At 65.0% G+C, this 15,603-nt stretch carries 15 protein-coding genes and 2 pseudogenes; 8 read left to right on the top strand and 9 right to left on the bottom strand.

Annotated elements, in window-relative coordinates:
• Window positions 1–5 precede the first annotated feature (5 nt).
• Genes ACPYOD_RS00595 through ACPYOD_RS00585 form a run of 3 tightly spaced genes read left to right on the top strand, consistent with a single transcriptional unit; the run spans window position 6 to window position 2,013 of the window.
• Window positions 6–365, top strand: coding sequence for an EamA family transporter (locus ACPYOD_RS00595; protein ID WP_481299777.1), 360 nt, complete (start codon window positions 6–8; stop codon window positions 363–365).
• Window positions 362–760 carry a DMT family transporter gene (locus ACPYOD_RS00590; protein WP_481299776.1) on the top strand — a complete coding sequence of 133 codons (399 nt, stop codon included), beginning with the start codon at window positions 362–364 and terminating at the stop codon, window positions 758–760. The genes ACPYOD_RS00595 and ACPYOD_RS00590 overlap by 4 nt, the downstream gene beginning before the upstream one ends.
• Window positions 761–765: 5 nt before the next feature.
• Window positions 766–2,013, top strand: coding sequence for a DegT/DnrJ/EryC1/StrS family aminotransferase (locus ACPYOD_RS00585; RefSeq protein ID WP_481299775.1), 1,248 nt, complete (start codon window positions 766–768; stop codon window positions 2,011–2,013).
• Here ACPYOD_RS00585 and ACPYOD_RS00580 read toward each other — a convergent pair.
• From ACPYOD_RS00580 to ACPYOD_RS00555, 6 genes are read right to left on the bottom strand one after another with little or no spacing between them, the layout of a single operon-like run.
• A complete protein-coding gene (locus ACPYOD_RS00580; protein ID WP_481299774.1) occupies window positions 1,988–2,854 on the bottom strand; it encodes an arginase family protein in 867 nt (288 codons plus the stop codon). The two genes, ACPYOD_RS00585 and ACPYOD_RS00580, sit on opposite strands and share 26 nt — an antisense overlap.
• Window positions 2,851–3,918, bottom strand: a complete 1,068-nt coding sequence (locus ACPYOD_RS00575; protein WP_481299773.1) for a GNAT family N-acetyltransferase — start codon at window positions 3,916–3,918, stop codon at window positions 2,851–2,853. The genes ACPYOD_RS00580 and ACPYOD_RS00575 overlap by 4 nt, the downstream gene beginning before the upstream one ends.
• A gap of 11 nt (window positions 3,919–3,929) precedes the next feature.
• Window positions 3,930–5,156 carry a beta-ketoacyl-[acyl-carrier-protein] synthase family protein gene (locus ACPYOD_RS00570; protein WP_481299772.1) on the bottom strand — a complete coding sequence of 409 codons (1,227 nt, stop codon included), beginning with the start codon at window positions 5,154–5,156 and terminating at the stop codon, window positions 3,930–3,932.
• Complete coding sequence (locus ACPYOD_RS00565; protein ID WP_481299771.1) at window positions 5,153–5,437, bottom strand: acyl carrier protein; 285 nt, start codon at window positions 5,435–5,437, stop codon at window positions 5,153–5,155. The genes ACPYOD_RS00570 and ACPYOD_RS00565 overlap by 4 nt, the downstream gene beginning before the upstream one ends.
• 29 nt (window positions 5,438–5,466) lie before the next feature.
• Complete coding sequence (locus tag ACPYOD_RS00560; protein ID WP_481299770.1) at window positions 5,467–6,870, bottom strand: aspartate aminotransferase family protein; 1,404 nt, start codon at window positions 6,868–6,870, stop codon at window positions 5,467–5,469.
• A gap of 13 nt (window positions 6,871–6,883) precedes the next feature.
• A complete protein-coding gene (locus tag ACPYOD_RS00555) occupies window positions 6,884–7,591 on the bottom strand; it encodes an MtnX-like HAD-IB family phosphatase (RefSeq protein ID WP_481299769.1) in 708 nt (235 codons plus the stop codon).
• A 142-nt stretch (window positions 7,592–7,733) separates the two neighbouring features.
• On the opposite strand from ACPYOD_RS00555, the gene ACPYOD_RS00550 reads away from it, so the two are divergent.
• The 3 genes from ACPYOD_RS00550 (at window position 7,734) to ACPYOD_RS00540 (ending at window position 11,712) form a co-directional block, all read left to right on the top strand.
• The gene (locus tag ACPYOD_RS00550; RefSeq protein WP_481299768.1) at window positions 7,734–8,483 is read left to right on the top strand and encodes a COG4705 family protein; all 750 of its coding nucleotides are present in this window, start codon (window positions 7,734–7,736) and stop codon (window positions 8,481–8,483) included.
• An 81-nt stretch (window positions 8,484–8,564) separates the two neighbouring features.
• A complete protein-coding gene (locus ACPYOD_RS00545) occupies window positions 8,565–10,283 on the top strand; it encodes a hypothetical protein (RefSeq protein WP_481299767.1) in 1,719 nt (572 codons plus the stop codon).
• Window positions 10,284–10,599: 316 nt separating this feature from the next.
• Window positions 10,600–11,712: a serine hydrolase domain-containing protein gene (locus ACPYOD_RS00540; RefSeq protein ID WP_481299766.1), complete on the top strand. Its 1,113-nt coding sequence runs from the start codon at window positions 10,600–10,602 to the stop codon at window positions 11,710–11,712.
• 71 nt (window positions 11,713–11,783) lie between these two features.
• Here ACPYOD_RS00540 and ACPYOD_RS00535 read toward each other — a convergent pair.
• The 3 genes and pseudogenes from ACPYOD_RS00535 to ACPYOD_RS00525 form a co-directional block, all read right to left on the bottom strand.
• A pseudogene (locus ACPYOD_RS00535) lies at window positions 11,784–11,951 on the bottom strand (propionyl-CoA--succinate CoA transferase); the annotation flags it as partial.
• Window positions 11,945–12,178: pseudogene (locus tag ACPYOD_RS00530) on the bottom strand (propionyl-CoA--succinate CoA transferase); the annotation flags it as partial. The pseudogenes ACPYOD_RS00535 and ACPYOD_RS00530, both read right to left, overlap by 7 nt.
• 143 nt (window positions 12,179–12,321) lie before the next feature.
• Window positions 12,322–13,224, bottom strand: coding sequence for a LysR substrate-binding domain-containing protein (locus tag ACPYOD_RS00525; protein WP_481299765.1), 903 nt, complete (start codon window positions 13,222–13,224; stop codon window positions 12,322–12,324).
• A 443-nt stretch (window positions 13,225–13,667) separates the two neighbouring features.
• Here ACPYOD_RS00525 and ACPYOD_RS00520 point away from each other — a divergent pair, with 443 nt between their 5' ends.
• Window positions 13,668–14,144 (top strand): hypothetical protein, encoded by a 477-nt coding sequence (locus ACPYOD_RS00520; protein WP_481299764.1) that lies wholly within the window; start codon window positions 13,668–13,670, stop codon window positions 14,142–14,144.
• 11 nt (window positions 14,145–14,155) lie between these two features.
• A complete protein-coding gene (locus ACPYOD_RS00515) occupies window positions 14,156–15,601 on the top strand; it encodes an XVIPCD domain-containing protein (RefSeq protein WP_481299763.1) in 1,446 nt (481 codons plus the stop codon).
• Window positions 15,602–15,603: the final 2 nt, after the last annotated feature.

Below are 15,603 nucleotides of genomic sequence, written 5' to 3'. Positions count from 1 at the left end.
CGACGATGGCGCCGCTGACGCTCGGGTTGTGGATCGCCAACGTGGTGTTCGACACGGTGGGGCAGCTCGCCTTCAAGGCCGCGGCGAGTGGACCGGAGGAAGCCGACGGCTTCGCGCACTGGCGCGGCATGGCCATGCGTCCATGGCTATGGCTGGGCATCGGCTGCTACGGCATCGAATTCCTCGTGTGGATCGCATTCCTGTCGTTGGTCCCGCTTTCCGATGGCGTGCTGCTGGGTTCCATCAACATCGTGGCGATCATGCTCGCCGGCCGCTGGTTGTTCGGCGAGAAGCTCACCGGGCTGCGCGTGCTGGGTATCGGGCTGGTGAGTCTCGGCGTGGCGATCGTGGGAGCCGGCGGATGAAACGCTTCTATATCGTCGGCTTCCTTCTCCTGATGGCCTTCGACACGCTGGCGCAGCTGTCGTTCAAGCTGGCCGGCAGCCACGCATTGCCCGTGACCGCGGACGCCGCCTGGGTGGCGCGCGTATTCGCGCAGCCGTGGGTCTACGGAGCCGTGGCAGGCTACGTCGGCGCATTCTTCACGTGGATGACGTTGCTGAGGCACGCACCCATCGGCCCGGCCTTCGCTGCTTCGCATCTGGAAGTGGTGAGCGTGACGCTACTTTCCGCGTGGTTGCTGCACGAGCCGCTGACCTTGCCGCGCGTGCTCGGGGCGGTCACGATCGTGGCCGGCATCCTCTGCCTCGGCGCCGCCGAACGCGAAACGCTCGCGGTCGCGCCCGGCCCGGCCGGGTAAGCACCGTGCGCCGCCACGTCTTCCGCGAGATTCCGCCCACGGCCGGTTTGCCGCTGCGTATCGCGGACTTATTGCCAGGCCGCGCCGCGCTGGCCGAGACGCTGGCCTCGCAACTCGATACGCCGCCCGTGCTACTTACATGCTCCGGCACCGTCGCGTTCATGGTGGCATTGCGCACGCTTTCCGAGCGCGCCCCACAGCGCCAGGAGGTGGTGGTGCCGGCCTACACCTGTCCGCTCGTGGCGATTGCCGTGCATGCGCTCGGGTTGCGCTTGCGGGTGTGCGACACGCGCGAGGGCCACTTCGACATGGACGAAACGGCGCTGTCGAGCTTGTGCGGCGACGACACACTCGCCGTGGTGCCAACCCACGTCGCCGGCTTGGTAGCCGATGTGGACACGGCGAACCGTATCGCACGAGAGGTGGGTGCATGGGTGATCGAGGATGCCGCGCAGGCGCTGGGCGCGCTGGACCAGGGCCGTAGCGTTGGACTGCGTGGCGATATCGGCTTCTTCAGTCTCGCGGCGGGCAAGGGCCTGTCGATCTACGAAGGCGGATTGCTGGTATCGCGCGACGCGGCACTGCGCGACGCCCTGCGGCGCACGCACGACGCGATGGTGCCGCACGATGGCGGATGGGAACGGCGGCGCAGCCTCGAATTGCTCGGTCTCGCAGCGCTTTACCGGCCGGTTGGCTTGACCGTTGCGTACGGCCTGCCATTGCGCCGCCGACTGCGGCAAGGCGACCCCGTTGCCGCCGTGGGCGACGACTTTCCCGCACGCATCCCCATGCATCGGGTGGGCCGGTGGCGGCAGGGCGTGGGTGCGCGTGCGGCGGTTCGCTGGCCCGCCTTCCTCGCCGATCGCCGCGCGCGGGCCGCGCGGCGCGTCGATCGTCTGCGGCAGGTTGCCGGCCTTGAGGTGATCGTGCCGCGCGAGGACAGCGAAGGAAGCTGGCCGTTCCTGCTGCTGCGCTTTGCCGACGCGGCATGCCGCGATGCGGTGCTGGACGATCTCTGGTGTGCCGGCGTCGGGGTCAGCCAGTTGTTCGTGCATGCCTTGACCGACTACACCTATCTCGCCGACCGCGTGCCTAACGTTCCGACACCCCATGCGCGCGACTTCGCACAAAGCGCGCTCACGCTGAGCAACAGCCCGTGGCTGGACGATGCGACCTTCGAGCGCGTGGTCCAGGCGATAGAGAGGATCCAGAAGGCGGGCGAGGTGTTCAGTTTGCAGCCCGCTCCGCGATAGCCGCCAGCAAGCGCCCGTTGAGCACGTGTTGCTGCGCCTGCCATCCGGCCAAGTCCCGCTCGTCTACTGCCGGCTGCGCGTCCCTCGCGGAAAGCCAGCGTTTCCACCAGCTGCGATAGCGATAGTGGGACACCTCGCCGGTGATATCGCTGCCCACGAGCCCGCCACGCAGGCTGCCGATGATGGCCAGGGCATCGTCGAGCCGGAACATGCCCTGGTCCCAGTTGGTTCGGGCCACGTCTTCCGCGAACACATCCTTGTCGATGGACAGGTAGGCCGGCAGCGACTCATCCCTCTGGTAGGCACAGAACGCCTCGACCAAAGCCGCCACGTCGCCGAATCCATGGAACGCATGGGCAAGGCCCGCACGGGCCGCCCATGAGACGTCGACGCCGACGCTCCAGTAACTCAGCCGCCCTTCGCGCAGCGGCGCGCGATAGTTTTCCCAGGCATGGCTCGCGCCGATGTCACCGGACCCGATGCCCACCACGTGCACATGGCTCACCCTTGGCAACATGGCGACCCGCCGCACCCATGAGCCGCAGTGCACGCCGAACGGATAACGCATGTTGTCCGGATGATTGTCGAGCACGACCACCTGGAATCTCTCGTCGCCCGGCACACGGGCGATCAAGGGCCAGCTGAGGTGGTGGAAGTCGCCGCTGCCGAGAAGGACGGGGCCGCGCAGTGGAAGGTTCGCCAGCACATCGTCGAAGCGCGCGAGTGTCCGCAGCGTGCAGCCGAAGCGCAGGGCCTCCTGCCAGTGGTCCAACGGCACCACGAGGCTTTCCGCGGGAGGAATGACCGACCGGTCGATGTCGAGAACGGTAGGACGCATCATGCGCAGACACCTACGCGTCCGCTGGCGACAGGCTCGCCCTCAAAGTGCCTGGCGAACCGGCGCAGGAGCATCCGCAGCAAGGGATTGCGCAGGTACACGGCGTGCCGTGTGTAACTGAGACGCGCACCCAGGCGCACCTTCACTTCCGGGTCGGTCCAGCCGGCCACGTAGTGGGTGAGACCGCGCTGACGTGCGTATTCCAGGTTGTGCACCCAGCTGACGGCGTACAGATTGTATTCGCGTGCCTGCGGGTAGGCGAAGCCGATGTACTTGTCGATCAGCATGCCGGCGTATTCGTAGCAGAGGTTCCAGCCGATCAATTCGTCGGCGCCGCGGTACATGAAGACGATGCCGCCGCTGTCCTTGTCCCTGAGCAGGGCGGTGAAGAAGGCCTTGCTCAGGAGGTCGAAATGGGTCTCGCTCTGCGCATACACGTTGCGGTAGAGCGCGTAACACGCATCGATCACGCTGTCGTCGCCGAAATACGCCGCGCCCGTCGGCACGGCATCGACCTGCACGCGCTCGCGTGCACGCAACTTGCGCCGCAGGTCCTTGCGCCGGCTCGACGACAGGCGCGCGATGTAGTCGTCGACGGAGGCGAAGTCGATCGGCACCCAGGCCAATGGCATGCCTTCCAGGACGACGAAGCCTCGCGCAGCCAGAGCCTCGGCAAACGCGCCGGACTTCGCATTCGCCGAGGCGGTCAGCAGGGGCGATTCGATCGCCAGGTCCTTGACGATGAGCAGCGGGCACTCTTGTCCGTGTGCTTCCAGTAGTTCGGCGACCAGCCTGTCCGGCGCCGGATGCACGGGCACCGGCGCATATTCGGTGACGGTGCAGCCGACGAAGCGCGCGCGCCAGCGAAGCAGCCGGCCCCACCAGCGATACAGCGGCAGCGACGTCACCCGTCGGCGCAATGCCTCGTCGGCGGTGGTCAGTACGTCGAAGCGCGTGTGGAAGGTAGGTACGCCGGACGGGGAGCGTGCGGCGGTGAAACCCTCGGGCGGATGAGCCAGGAAATGCTCGACGAGGGAAACGGGTTCGAGCGCGGTGCAGAAGGGCATGGCAGTGTGGCTCAGGCGCGTTTCAGTGCGAGTACGGCATTCAGTCCGCCGAATGCGAACGAGTGGCTGAGGGCGGCCCGCACCGGCATTTCCCTGGCCGTGTGGGGTACGTAATCGAGGTCGCACGCAGGATCGGGCCGATCGAGGTTGGCAGTGGGAGGCACGACGTTCTCGGCCATGGCGCCGAGCACGGCCACCAGCTCCAGCGCCCCGGATGCGCCCAGCGCGTGGCCGTGCATGGACTTGGTGGACGATACGGCGAGGCGGCCCGCATGAGGCCCGAACACATGGTGGATGGCCTGCGTTTCGCTGATGTCATTCGCCAGCGTGCCGGTGCCGTGGGCATTGATGTAGTCGATGTCCCCGGGTGCCAGTTGCGCATCCGCCAGCGCCTGGACGATGGCCGCGGCCGCCCCGGAAGAGGTCGGTGCGACGATGTCGCCCGCATCGGCGCTCATGCCCATCCCGGCAAGTTCCGCCAGCGGCACGGCACCCCTGGCCCTCGCGTGTCCCGCGGATTCGAGCACGAAGACGCCCGCGCCTTCACCGAGCACCAGTCCGCGCCGATTGGCGCTGAACGGGCGGCATGTATCGTCGGCGAGCACACGCATGGCCTCCCATGCGCGCAGGGCTGCGTAGGTGAAGCAGGCTTCGGTGCCCCCGGCGATCGCCACGTCGGCGAGCCCCGCGCGGATGAGCAACGCCGCCTGCGCGATCGCGTGGTTCGACGAAGCGCAGGCACTGGCTACGCCGAACGCGGGGCCGCGCAAACCGTGCTCGATACTGATATGGCTGGCGGGCGCGTTGGCCATCAGGCGCACGATGGTGAGCGGGTGCAGCCTTGTCGCATTCTCCGCGTACAGCCGTCTGGCCTGCTCGTTGTGCGACGTCTCGCCGCCGGCGCCGGTGCCGATGACGACAGCCGTCCGCGCCGCGAGTCCGTTCGTGTCGAATGCGATGCCTGCCTGGGCAACGGCCTCGCGCGCTGCGACCAGGGCGAATTGCGAGGTGCGGTCCAGCAGGGGCATCTTGCGCTCGTCGAAGTGCGCGGCGGGATTGAAGTCCTCCGGCACCTGCGCCGCGATCCGTACCCTCAGCTGGCTGGCGTACTCGTGCCGGAGCGGCCGGATGGCGCTGAGGCCTTCGCGCAGGTTCCGCCAAAGGACGTTGGCGCCTTCACCGAACGGGCTGACCGCACCCATGCCGGTGATCAAGACGCCGCGGCCGGACGCGTTCACGCAGCGGCGTCCCTGCCGTCCGGCTTGGCGGCGAGGGCGGTGCGCACGGCCTCGATGAGGTGCCCGACGGTATCGGACTCGAAGTTCGCGCGTTCGTCGGGAAACTGGATGTCGAAGCGTTCCTCGAGCTCGAAGATCAGTTCGATGGCGTCGAGGGACGTGACGCCGAGATCCTTGAGCGTGGCTTCCGGAACGAGCGACGCGGGGTCCACCTTGGTCTGTTGGGCGACAATGGCAACGATCTGTTCACCGACATCGTCGGTATGAGGCAGGACGTTCATGGTGCATCCTCCGGTGGACCCCTTCAGGTTCAGCCGCGTTTCGCGCGCGTCAGCAACTGGTCGAGCAGGGCGATCGCCAGGTCGATCTCTTCGTGCGTGATGTCGAGCGACGGTGCCAGCGTGATCACGTTCTTGTACCAACCGCCCACGTCGAGCACGAGGCCGATCTTCTTGCCGTTGTGCTCCAGGTCGCCTGCCAGGCCGATGTCTACCATGCGATCGAGCAGCGCCTTGTTTGGCGTGAAACCGTCGTCGGTGCAGATTTCGGCCCGGAGGGCCAGACCGAGACCGTCGACGTCGCCGATTTCCTTGTGGCGCTTCTGCAGGTCGCGCAGGCCGTCGAGGAAGTGCGCGCCCTTCGCCGGAACGCTGGTCTCGTAGTCCAGCTCGTAGCCCATGCGGATGACCTCGAGGCCCACGGCCGTGCCGAGCGGGTTCGAGTTGAACGTGGAATGCGTGGAGCCCGGCGGGAACACGACGGGATTGATCAGCTCTTCGCGGGCCCACAGGCCGGACAGCGGATTGAGGCCGTTGGTCAGCGCCTTGCCGAACACCAGCACGTCGGGCGTGACGTCGAAATGTTCGATCGACCACAGCTTGCCGGTGCGCCAGAAACCCATCTGGATCTCATCGACCACCATGAGGATGCCGTACTGGTCGAGCACCTTCTTCAGGTCGCGGAAGAAATTCATCGGCGGAATCACGTAGCCGCCGGTGCCCTGGATGGGCTCGACGTAGAACGCGGCGTATTCCGCCTGGCTCACTTTTGGATCCCACACGCCGTTGTATTCGGTTTCGAACAGGCGCGCGAACTGGCGCACGCAATCGTCCGAATACTCTTCGGCGGTCATGCCCTTCGGTCGGCGAAACGGGTAAGGGAAGGGAATGAACATCGCGCGTTCGCCGAAATGGCCGAAGCGGCGACGGTAGCGATAGCTGGAGGTGATGGACGAGGCACCCAGCGTCCGGCCGTGGTAGCCGCCTTCGAAGGCGAACATCAGGCTCTTGCCGTTGCACGCATTGCGCACGATCTTCAGTGAATCCTCGATCGCCTGCGCACCGCCCACGTTGAAGTGCACGCGGCCCTTGCGCCCGAACTTCTGCTCCACATCCTGCGCGATGGTCTTCGCGAGCTGGATGCGCCCCTCGTGGAGGTACTGGCTGGCCACCTGCGGCAGCACGTCGATCTGGCGCTTGAGCGTATCGTTCAGCCGCTGGTTGCCGTAACCGAAGTTGACCGCCGAGTACCACATCTGCAGGTCGAGGAAGGGCACGTCCGCGGTGTCGTACATCCAGCTGCCTTCGCAGCGGCGGAAGATCTTCGGCGGGTCCACGTAGTGCACGGTATCGCCGAACGAGCTGTACTGGGCTTCGTCCATGAGCAGCTGTGCGTCGTCGATCGCCGCGGAGGCGCGTTTGTCGAATACGTTCATGAGGGTTCCGGGATCAGGCAAGGCTGTCTTGGGTGGCAGGTAGCGTCTGGTGTTCTTCCAGCGTTCCGTCGAGCAATGCGGGCAGGAGGGCCAGTGCATCCTCGAAGCCGGTGATGGGCACATAAGGAATGCCCGCGGCGCGGCAGTGTTCGATCAGCCGATGCTTCGCGAAGACGAAGTCGACGCGGTCGGCCGCGCAGAAGTCGGATGCACCGTCGCCGATGAGCAGCGTCTTGCGGCCGTCGGCGGCGCGGCTGCGCTCGACGCAGGCGCACTTGCAGGTTCCGCTGCCGCAACCCTCGACCTGGAAGGGCGAGCTGAAGCTCCAGCGCTGTGGCGGATGGCCGGGTGCCAGATGGTTCGCCGACACGGGCAGGTCGTCCAGGCCGTGCCGCCCCAGGATGCGATGGATCGCATAGTCCAGGCCGTCGCTCACGATGTGCACAGGCATGGCAAGCTCGCGCGCCTTGGCTACGAAAGCGGGGAACGCATGGTCGATTCGCACGTCGGCGAGTTCCGCGTCGAGCTCCTCCGCGCTCATGTCGAGCAGTGCCACCTGCCCGCCCATGCAGGCGCGGGAGCCGATAAGTCCCGCACGCCAGTCACGCTCGAGCGCTTCCCAGCCCGGGCGGCCGTATCGGTCCAGCAGGGAGTCGATCACGTCTTCCACGGAAATCGTGCCGTCGAAGTCGCAGAGGATGGTCCAGTCGCGCAGGCTCATCGAGAAGTCGAAGTCGGTTCAAGTGGCTGTGGACGCTAGTCCCGCGATCTTTCTTGCCCCTTTCCGCATGTTTGCGCGGTTTCCCGCTAAGGCGAAGCTAAGCCGACCGTCTTAGCGTCGGCACGTCCACAAGGCGAAGCACATGCACCGCAACGACGTCGTCAGCAAGGTACCGGAGGTGACCTTTTCCTTCTGGATCATCAAGATCGCCGCGACCACGCTCGGCGAAACCGGCGGCGACGCTGTTTCGATGTCGTTACACCTCGGTTACCTCTTGAGTACCGGCATCTTCGCGCTCGCTTTCGCGATAGCCGTGGCCGTACAGATACGGGCGAAGGCGTTCCACCCACTGTTGTACTGGGCGACCATCATCGCCACCACGACGGTCGGCACCACGTTGGCCGACTTCGCCGATCGCTCGTTGGGTATCGGCTACGCCGGCGGTACGGCAATACTGTTCGCGCTGTTGTGCGCGTCGCTGTGGACATGGCATCGCGTACTGGGAACGGTGGCGGTGCACTCGGTCGCTTCGCCTGCCAGCGAAGCCTTTTACTGGGTAACAATCATGTTCTCGCAGACGCTGGGCACCGCGCTCGGCGATTGGACGGCAGACAGCGCCGGCCTTGGATACCTCGGTGGCACGGCAATCTTTGGCGTGCTTCTCGCACTCGTCGCCGCCGCGTATGCCTGGACACGCGTCTCCCGCACGCTGTTGTTCTGGATGGCCTTCATTCTCACGCGCCCTCTTGGCGCGGTACTCGGCGATTTCCTCGACAAGCCGGTCGATGACGGTGGGCTGGCACTCGGACGCTTTGCAGCCTCGGCTGTGCTGTTGGGTGCGATCGTCGTAGGCGTTCTCGTTTTGCCGCAGCGGCCTGCACAACGGGGTTAGGGGTCCCCAGGCCATGCCATCAGTCACTCTGTCCAGTGTGTAGACCTACTAGTAGGATGGCGATTTGCTGGACATGTCCTCATGCGTTTCGCGCCACATGCTTCCTGGTTGTATCCCGCACTGTTCCTCGGACTTGCCGCGTGTAATGCCTGCGCCCCAGCCCACGCCGAGACACCGATCGCGGTGCTTCGGATCGACCTTGCGATGACGAAAGGGGCGGATGGCCTCGCGGACGGCTTGGCCGTCGACTACATCTACACGCCGGCGGAATCCGCCGCTGCACCACTCACCCTTGTGCTCGATACCTTGGAGCCCGGGCTAGAGCGCAGCACGGACAAAGTCACAGCCCTCACCTTGACCGACGACCATGGCGCGCTTCCGGTCGGATCGCCCGTGCGACGCCCGACCGGGCCCCGCACATTCGAGGCGTGGACGACGACACGGCCCCCGTCCGGACCGGTGCATGTGTCGTACCGTATGCATGTCGCACCCGGCGCTGTCGCGAAGCGCGGTCCCCAGGTGGACCTGCAGGCCGCGGGGGGTGGAGTGTCCGGAGGCTATGTCGGCTTCCTGGTGCTGCCGGACACGTCGGCAAGCTTCAAGACACGGGTGCACTGGACGTTGCCATCCGGCGGCCTAGCGGTAACGTCGTATGGCGAAGGCGATTACGAGGGAACATTCACAGCCGACCAGCTGACGGGCACGTTGTTCCTGGCCGGTCCGGTAACGACGTATCGACCGGCGGGACAGGCCAAGGGTGCTGGGCTGGAGGTCTATGGCCTGGGCATTCCAGCGGAGCGCTTGCAGGCGGCGGGACAATGGGCGGCCGCCGCCTATGCCGCCGAACTCAAGGCATTCAAGCTCGACGGTAACCGCCCGTACCGATACATGATCCGTTCTTTCGCCGGGGGGACGAATCAAAGCGGCCGTGCGGCCGAACACTCCTTCATGCTCTACCTGCCGCCCGGCATGAACCCCGACACCACCGAACTGCACTACACGGTGGCTCACGAGATGGTGCATAGCCTCGGGCGATACCTGGAAAAGGAAGACGTCGCAGGCGACTGGTACACGGAGGGCCTGGCCAACTACGTGGCGCTTACCGTGCCGAATGCCGCCGGCTTGTACACACCGGCCGAATACCTGGCACTCGTACGAAACGAGAGCGCGGGTTATTACGCGAACGCGAAGCGCGCACTGCCGAACGACGCGCTGCCGGCCGTTGTCTGGACCGGCAGGAACGCATGGCTGCTCCCATACAACCGGGGCACGATGTACCTCGCCGACCTCGATGCGAAGCTCAAGGTGCATGGTTCGAAAGTCAGCGTTCTGGACCTTGCGAACGAGATGAACACGCGGATCGACGCAGGTGCACCCAGCGATAGGCACACGTGGCTGGATGTGCTTTCGAAGCGCGCGGGAAACTGGGCGGTCGACGATTGGAACCGCATGATGCAGGGCGAGATCATCTTTCCCGTGGCCGGGGCATTCGGTGAGTGCATGCGTTCGCGAAAAGTGGACGTGCGGATTTTCGATCTCGGCTTTTCGTCGCCCGTCCGGCTGCTGGCCGGCACGGCCATCGGCGGCCTCGCGGCGGATTCCGAGGCCGCACGTGCCGGCCTGCGTAATGGCGACGTCCTGGTCGAGGGCGTCGACATCAACCCCGTGGCGAGCAGCCTCGACAAACCCATCGTGCTCAAGGTTCAACGCGACGGCAAGCTGTTGACGATATCGTTCGATCCCCGTGCCGGCTCGCAGCCGGGTCTTGCCTGGAGTTCGTCTTGCGTGCGCCAGAACTGAGTTTTATGTGTCAGGGGGAATGAGCCACGGCGTGCGGATTGGCGTAGTCTTCCCTAAGGCGCATGCCGTGCGACCGCTATGTCAACCGAGGAGGCGATATGAGCAAGGGTATGGATTCGAAGAAGAGCGACAAGAAAAAGCCGGCCAAGACCATGAAGGAAAAGAAGGCTGCCAAGGACGAGAAGAAGCGGAACCTGAAGTAACCTATCGATCACGGTGTTTTCCGGTGTGATGTCCGCCTCACGCCGGGAAATACGCTTAAACCCTTCCGATGGGGACCGCATCCAAGCGATGGTCGCCAGGGTCGGGAGGTTCGATGAACGGTTTTCCAAACGCGCGGAAACGAGCGCACCGACGTGCCTTGTGGCGGGCCGCACTCCTGCTGATGGCCTTGCCGGTCAGCTTCGCGGTAAGCGCCGAGTGTGGCGACTGCGACGCGATCGTCCAGCGTTTCGTCGCCAAGGAAGGCTTCAACGGCGTGGTACTGGTAGGCCGGGATTCCCATCTCGACTACTCCGCCAGCTTCGGCCTGGCGGATGCGGCCACGGGCCGCGCCCTTACCGCCGATACACCTTTCGAGGCTGGTTCGATCTCGAAGTGGGTCGCCGCTATCGTGGTCATGCGGCTGGTCCAGCAGGGACAGCTTGCGTTGGACGAGCCGGTTTCGACCTATCTCCCGGACTATCGCCATGACAATGGCGCGAAGCTGACCCTGCGTAACCTGATGACCCATGCCAGCGGGCTCCCCAACGACATCGACGACGCCATCAAGCGCGATCCGGCCACGCGCAACTTGTCGATGGACCAGGGGGAAGCCGTACGCCGCTTCGCGAGCGGTAACCTGCGCTTCGAGCCCGGAACGGATTGGGACTACTCGCACTCCAACTGGCTGCTGGTGAAGGCGGTCGTCGAGCGCGCCACGGGACGAAGCTACGCCTCGCTGGTCGACGGATACGTCGTCCAACCGCTCGCGCTACGCCATAGCGGAAGCTTCAGCGGGAGTTCGCTGGCGGTGCCGGACATGGCTCATGGTTACGGCAAACTGATGCCGAAGGCGGAGCCGCTCGACAAGTCGTCGCCAAACTTCATGATGCTTGCCGGCGGGTTCTACGCCAGCGCCAACGATCTCTTCGCCCTGTCCAACGGCCTTTTCTCGGGCAGGGTGCTGTCGCCCGAGTCCATCCGCGTCCTGATGACCGTCGAACGCCCTGCCCAGCATTACGCCTTGGGCGGACGTACGAAGACGCTGTCCTTTGGCGGCAAGGATCATCCCGTCGCATGGGAGTACGGCTCCGCCGGTGCGTTCCGGGTGCTCGTATGGCGCACGCTCGACGACGGGCATACCGTCATTTTGATGAACAACACCAGCTTCGATCACATGAAGATCGGTGAGTTGGGTACGGCGCTGATGGATGCCAGTTATCGTTGAATCATCGTTGCGGTGATGGCGCGGGGCGATCCGTGCTCAAGCTTGCCTATTCGAGGCCAGCCTGCGTGCCGTCAGGCGCGCATCGACCCCGTATCCAGCCACCGCTGGTGCCACGACAGCGCCTCCAACAGCAGGTGCGGTGTGTGCTTGCCGAAGCTCGCCCGCGAAGCCCGCTCGAAATAATCCTCGAGCTGCGCCCGATACGATGGGTCCACGCAGCGATTCAGGATCTGTCGGGCTCAGGCGCGGTCGATGCGCCGGTCATGAGGCGAATACGGAACTCCTGGCCGGCCACATGCGCATCCTCGATGCGGCGGGCCAGCGCCAGGGGCACGGCCTTCAGGTAACCGGAACCCGTGAATCCACTCATGGCCACAGCCTCGCCAGGCTGGATGAAGGCGGCGGCGGCCACCGCGCTGACCACGCGGTCGCGCAGGAGGGAGGAGCGGATGCGGTCGGAGGACATGGCTGGAGTGGTTGCTGCGCAGGAGTCGGCCATTTTCCCACGGACTTCGCGGTAGAGCCTAGCCGACCATGGTGGTATGGCAACGTGCCGCAGCGCGTGGCCGCCTAGTCCAGCGAGTGCTGAGCAGGCACTGCCCCGATTCCCTAATTTTCGAATGTTCCGGGAGCGAGAGCATCGACCATATAGTCGATGAAGCAGGTGATGCGCGAGGCGAGTGTTGTATTTCGGTAGTAGACGGCGCTGATCGACTGTCGGACGTCGAGTGTCGACTTTGGCATCAACTGCAGCAGATGCCCGCGTTCGCGATCGACCGACGTCATGAAGTCGGAAAGGCAGACGATGCCTTCGCCAGCCAACGCCAACTGGCGCAGCGTTTCGCCACTGGACGAGGCGACGTCGGGGCGGATATGCAGCAGATCGCCGCCCGGGTCGCGCACCGGCCACTGGTTCAGGGACTCCGGCTGCGTGAACCCGAGCAGTGAGTGGCCGGCCAGATCCGTGACCTGCTCGGGCGTCCCGGCGCGCTCCAGGTAGGCCGGGCTGGCCAGCAAGCGCAGGCGGCTGGTACCGACCGGGCGCGCGTGCAGCGTCGAGTCCTTCAGCTGTCCAATACGGAACGCTACGTCGGTGCGCTTCTCCAGCAGGTCGGTGATGCCTTCGTTGCTGACAAGTTCCAGTTCCACCTTCGGAAACCGTTTCCGGAATCCAGCGACGCGCGGCACGATGACGTGCAACATGAAGGGCGTGGCTGCATCCACCCGCAGACGCCCCACCGGCTGCTGCCGCCGTACGGCCATCTGCTCCTCAGCCTCCTCGACCGAATCCAGAATGGCGCGGGCCCTGGCCAGAAAAGTCGCGCCCTCCTCAGTCAGTTCAAGCCGGCGGGTAGTCCGACGCAGCAACGTCGTTTCCAGCTTGGCTTCCAGTCGTCCCAGCGTGCGGCTGATCCCGGATATCGTTTGTTCCAGATGCTCGGCCGCAGCCGTGATCGAACCCGTATCCACGACAACGGCAAAGGCCTGAAGCTCATTCAGCGTGGTCTTCATTGTTGGCGCCAAGTCAAAAGTACTTAGAGCATTAGGATGTCTTTATGAAAATGTAAAGGTGACCGTGGATTGATCGCGGCATCGAATATCCGATGCTGATGTTATTTTTAGCCGCGTACATGGCCCATGGCAGCGGACGCTGGTCAACCTACGGGGAGCGGCCGCCGATGCGTCGCCGAGCTTGGCGGTGACAGGGGCGCTGGCAACGTGCCGCAGGGCGTGGCCCGGGCTGAACGAACCGAGACATCGTGCCGGAATCGCGGTGGGCCTTTTGCTACTTTAGGGCGGGCCGCGCTCCGGCGGCCATGGAAGGAGTCGCGATGCCCCGGCAACGCCTGCGTCACCCCGGTTTGCTCCGCCGCCCCGCGCGGTTGGCCCTCGCCACCTTACTGGCCACCTCGGCCCCGCTAACGCACGCTACCGAAGCGAAGGAGACACCCCGCATGAACGCGCCCGCCGCCCACGTCACCGCCGAGCAGGCCATGCACGGCATGCTGGAACTGATCCGCACGACACCATCGGTGGCGGAACTCACACCGGAAGCCATGGGCGAGCGCCTGGGCCTGCCGATCAAGCGCCTCAGCACGGATCACTTCGGCTACGCGCAGCCGCTGAGCGGGGGCTGGGCCTTCAGCGTCGAGCGGCAGCAGGTGGGTACCGTGGGGCCGCGTGTCGACCTGATATTTTCCCCGGTCGGTGAAGACCGTCCGGCCGCGACGCCGATCTGCACACCCGACTTCGGTCACTTCACGCAGGAACTGGAGCGCATGGGCTTCAAACGCCAGAGCGCACACGGTGAGCACGGCCGCTGGACCTACGATGCCTTCGACCGCCCCGGCCAGCATGTAGAGGTCTACCCCCTGGTCGCCGAGGGCGCGGATGCCGCGGCGGCCTGCGTGCATATGGTGCTTATGCGCTAAGGGGGGCGGTCATGCCACTGAATGCGAAAGCCGAGGCGGTTCTCCAGGCATTCGGGAAAGAACCCGGTGTCACCCCGGACCAATTGAAGAACCTGACCGATACGATCAATGCCTCGCCGGCGCTGGTCGATGAGGTCAACCGTGCCGTCGATGCGGGCCACCTGCAGCGCATCGTTGCTTTGAACAATCCGCACGCTGGTGGCGAGTACAACGCCGGTGCACACGAAATGCGCCTGCCGCTAACCAGTCTTTCGACACCGGCGGGCGGCAAGTACGACGCGTCGGAAGCAACGTTTGTTCTTGGTCACGAATTGCAACACGGGTTCAACGCGGCTGACATTGCGAAGGCCAATACGCAATTCACCCATGACCTGCAGGCCGTGGCGCAATCAAAGACGACAACCCATGACTATACCAAGCCCGTAGGCGATGTGATCGCCGCGAGCCGCCGTGACGAGGCAGGTGCGGAGATCTCCGGATGGAACGCAACGGTCAGCGCCGCGCATCTCGAGGCGCAGAAGAACCGCGCACCCGCACCTACGCTCGAAGACATCTACAAGCGCAATCCCGGACGCATGGATGATTTCATCCACGTGGATCGCAGCCAGCTTCCCGCGGCGTACAGCATGCGTTCCAACCTCACCGTGAACGCCGACCTGACCATGCCCGCCACGCCAGCCAATATCGAAGGCATGGGAAAGAACTACTTCGACCGGTCATCGACCCTTGGGCATAACGGTAACTCGTCGTACGCGAATTATTACGGCGCTTGGGCGGTTGGCGTGGCCGTGCAGTACGAGCGCCATTACGGGACCGGGCAGGCACCCATGGCGCTCGACCTCAAGTCGCTGCACCTTGATCCGAACATCATGGCGCAGAACGGCATCTCCCTCGGCGCGAACCACAACGCCATGCCTTATCTGGACACCAGCTCGCACCCGCCGACGCCTCGAAACTTCCGCGACTCGGCTACCTCGCATGTTTATCAGCCGGTAGTGCCAGGTCTGACGCCCGTCACACTGGATCACGTGGATCACCCCGACCACGCGCTGTTCAAGCAAACGCAGGGCGCCGTGCACCGGCTCGATGCGCAGCATGGCAGGGTGCCTGATCGGCACAGCGAAAACCTCGCCGGCGCACTGACCGTAGCTGCACGCGAGCAGGGCCTGAATTCAGTCGACCATGTGGTGCTTAACGCGGATGCGTCGAAAGCGTACGCCGTGGAAGGTCAGCTGGATTCGCCGCACAAGCGCATCGCGGAGGTGTCCACGCAGGAAGCTGTCCATACGCCGATTGAGCAAAGCAGCGTTGCGTGGCAGGCGATAGTGGAGCGCGCGCAACCGGCCGGCCATCAGCAGGCCGCGCAACAGCAGGCCGTATCGCCGCAACACGCCGCGCAGCAGACTCCGGCGCAGCCTCAGGCGCCGGTCATGTCGCACTCCATGCCCGGTTCCTGACC

The organism is Luteibacter sp. HAY1-4A (genome assembly GCF_056755355.1).
This window is presented reverse-complemented; position numbering and strand designations above follow the sequence as displayed.

Excerpts from the sequence above, each read along its gene's own strand:
- ACPYOD_RS00595 (WP_481299777.1), top strand. The coding sequence starts at position 6 with ATGGCGCCGCTGACGCTCGGGTTGTGGATCGCCAACGTGGTGTTCGAC.
- ACPYOD_RS00590 (WP_481299776.1), top strand. The coding sequence starts at position 362 with ATGAAACGCTTCTATATCGTCGGCTTCCTTCTCCTGATGGCCTTCGAC.
- ACPYOD_RS00580 (WP_481299774.1), bottom strand. The coding sequence starts at position 2,854 with ATGATGCGTCCTACCGTTCTCGACATCGACCGGTCGGTCATTCCTCCC.
- ACPYOD_RS00575 (WP_481299773.1), bottom strand. The coding sequence starts at position 3,918 with ATGCCCTTCTGCACCGCGCTCGAACCCGTTTCCCTCGTCGAGCATTTC.
- ACPYOD_RS00565 (WP_481299771.1), bottom strand. The coding sequence starts at position 5,437 with ATGAACGTCCTGCCTCATACCGACGATGTCGGTGAACAGATCGTTGCC.
- ACPYOD_RS00560 (WP_481299770.1), bottom strand. The coding sequence starts at position 6,870 with ATGAACGTATTCGACAAACGCGCCTCCGCGGCGATCGACGACGCACAG.
- ACPYOD_RS00555 (WP_481299769.1), bottom strand. The coding sequence starts at position 7,591 with ATGAGCCTGCGCGACTGGACCATCCTCTGCGACTTCGACGGCACGATT.
- ACPYOD_RS00550 (WP_481299768.1), top strand. The coding sequence starts at position 7,734 with ATGCACCGCAACGACGTCGTCAGCAAGGTACCGGAGGTGACCTTTTCC.
- ACPYOD_RS00545 (WP_481299767.1), top strand. The coding sequence starts at position 8,565 with ATGCGTTTCGCGCCACATGCTTCCTGGTTGTATCCCGCACTGTTCCTC.
- ACPYOD_RS00540 (WP_481299766.1), top strand. The coding sequence starts at position 10,600 with ATGAACGGTTTTCCAAACGCGCGGAAACGAGCGCACCGACGTGCCTTG.
- ACPYOD_RS00525 (WP_481299765.1), bottom strand. The coding sequence starts at position 13,224 with ATGAAGACCACGCTGAATGAGCTTCAGGCCTTTGCCGTTGTCGTGGAT.
- ACPYOD_RS00520 (WP_481299764.1), top strand. The coding sequence starts at position 13,668 with ATGAACGCGCCCGCCGCCCACGTCACCGCCGAGCAGGCCATGCACGGC.
- ACPYOD_RS00515 (WP_481299763.1), top strand. The coding sequence starts at position 14,156 with ATGCCACTGAATGCGAAAGCCGAGGCGGTTCTCCAGGCATTCGGGAAA.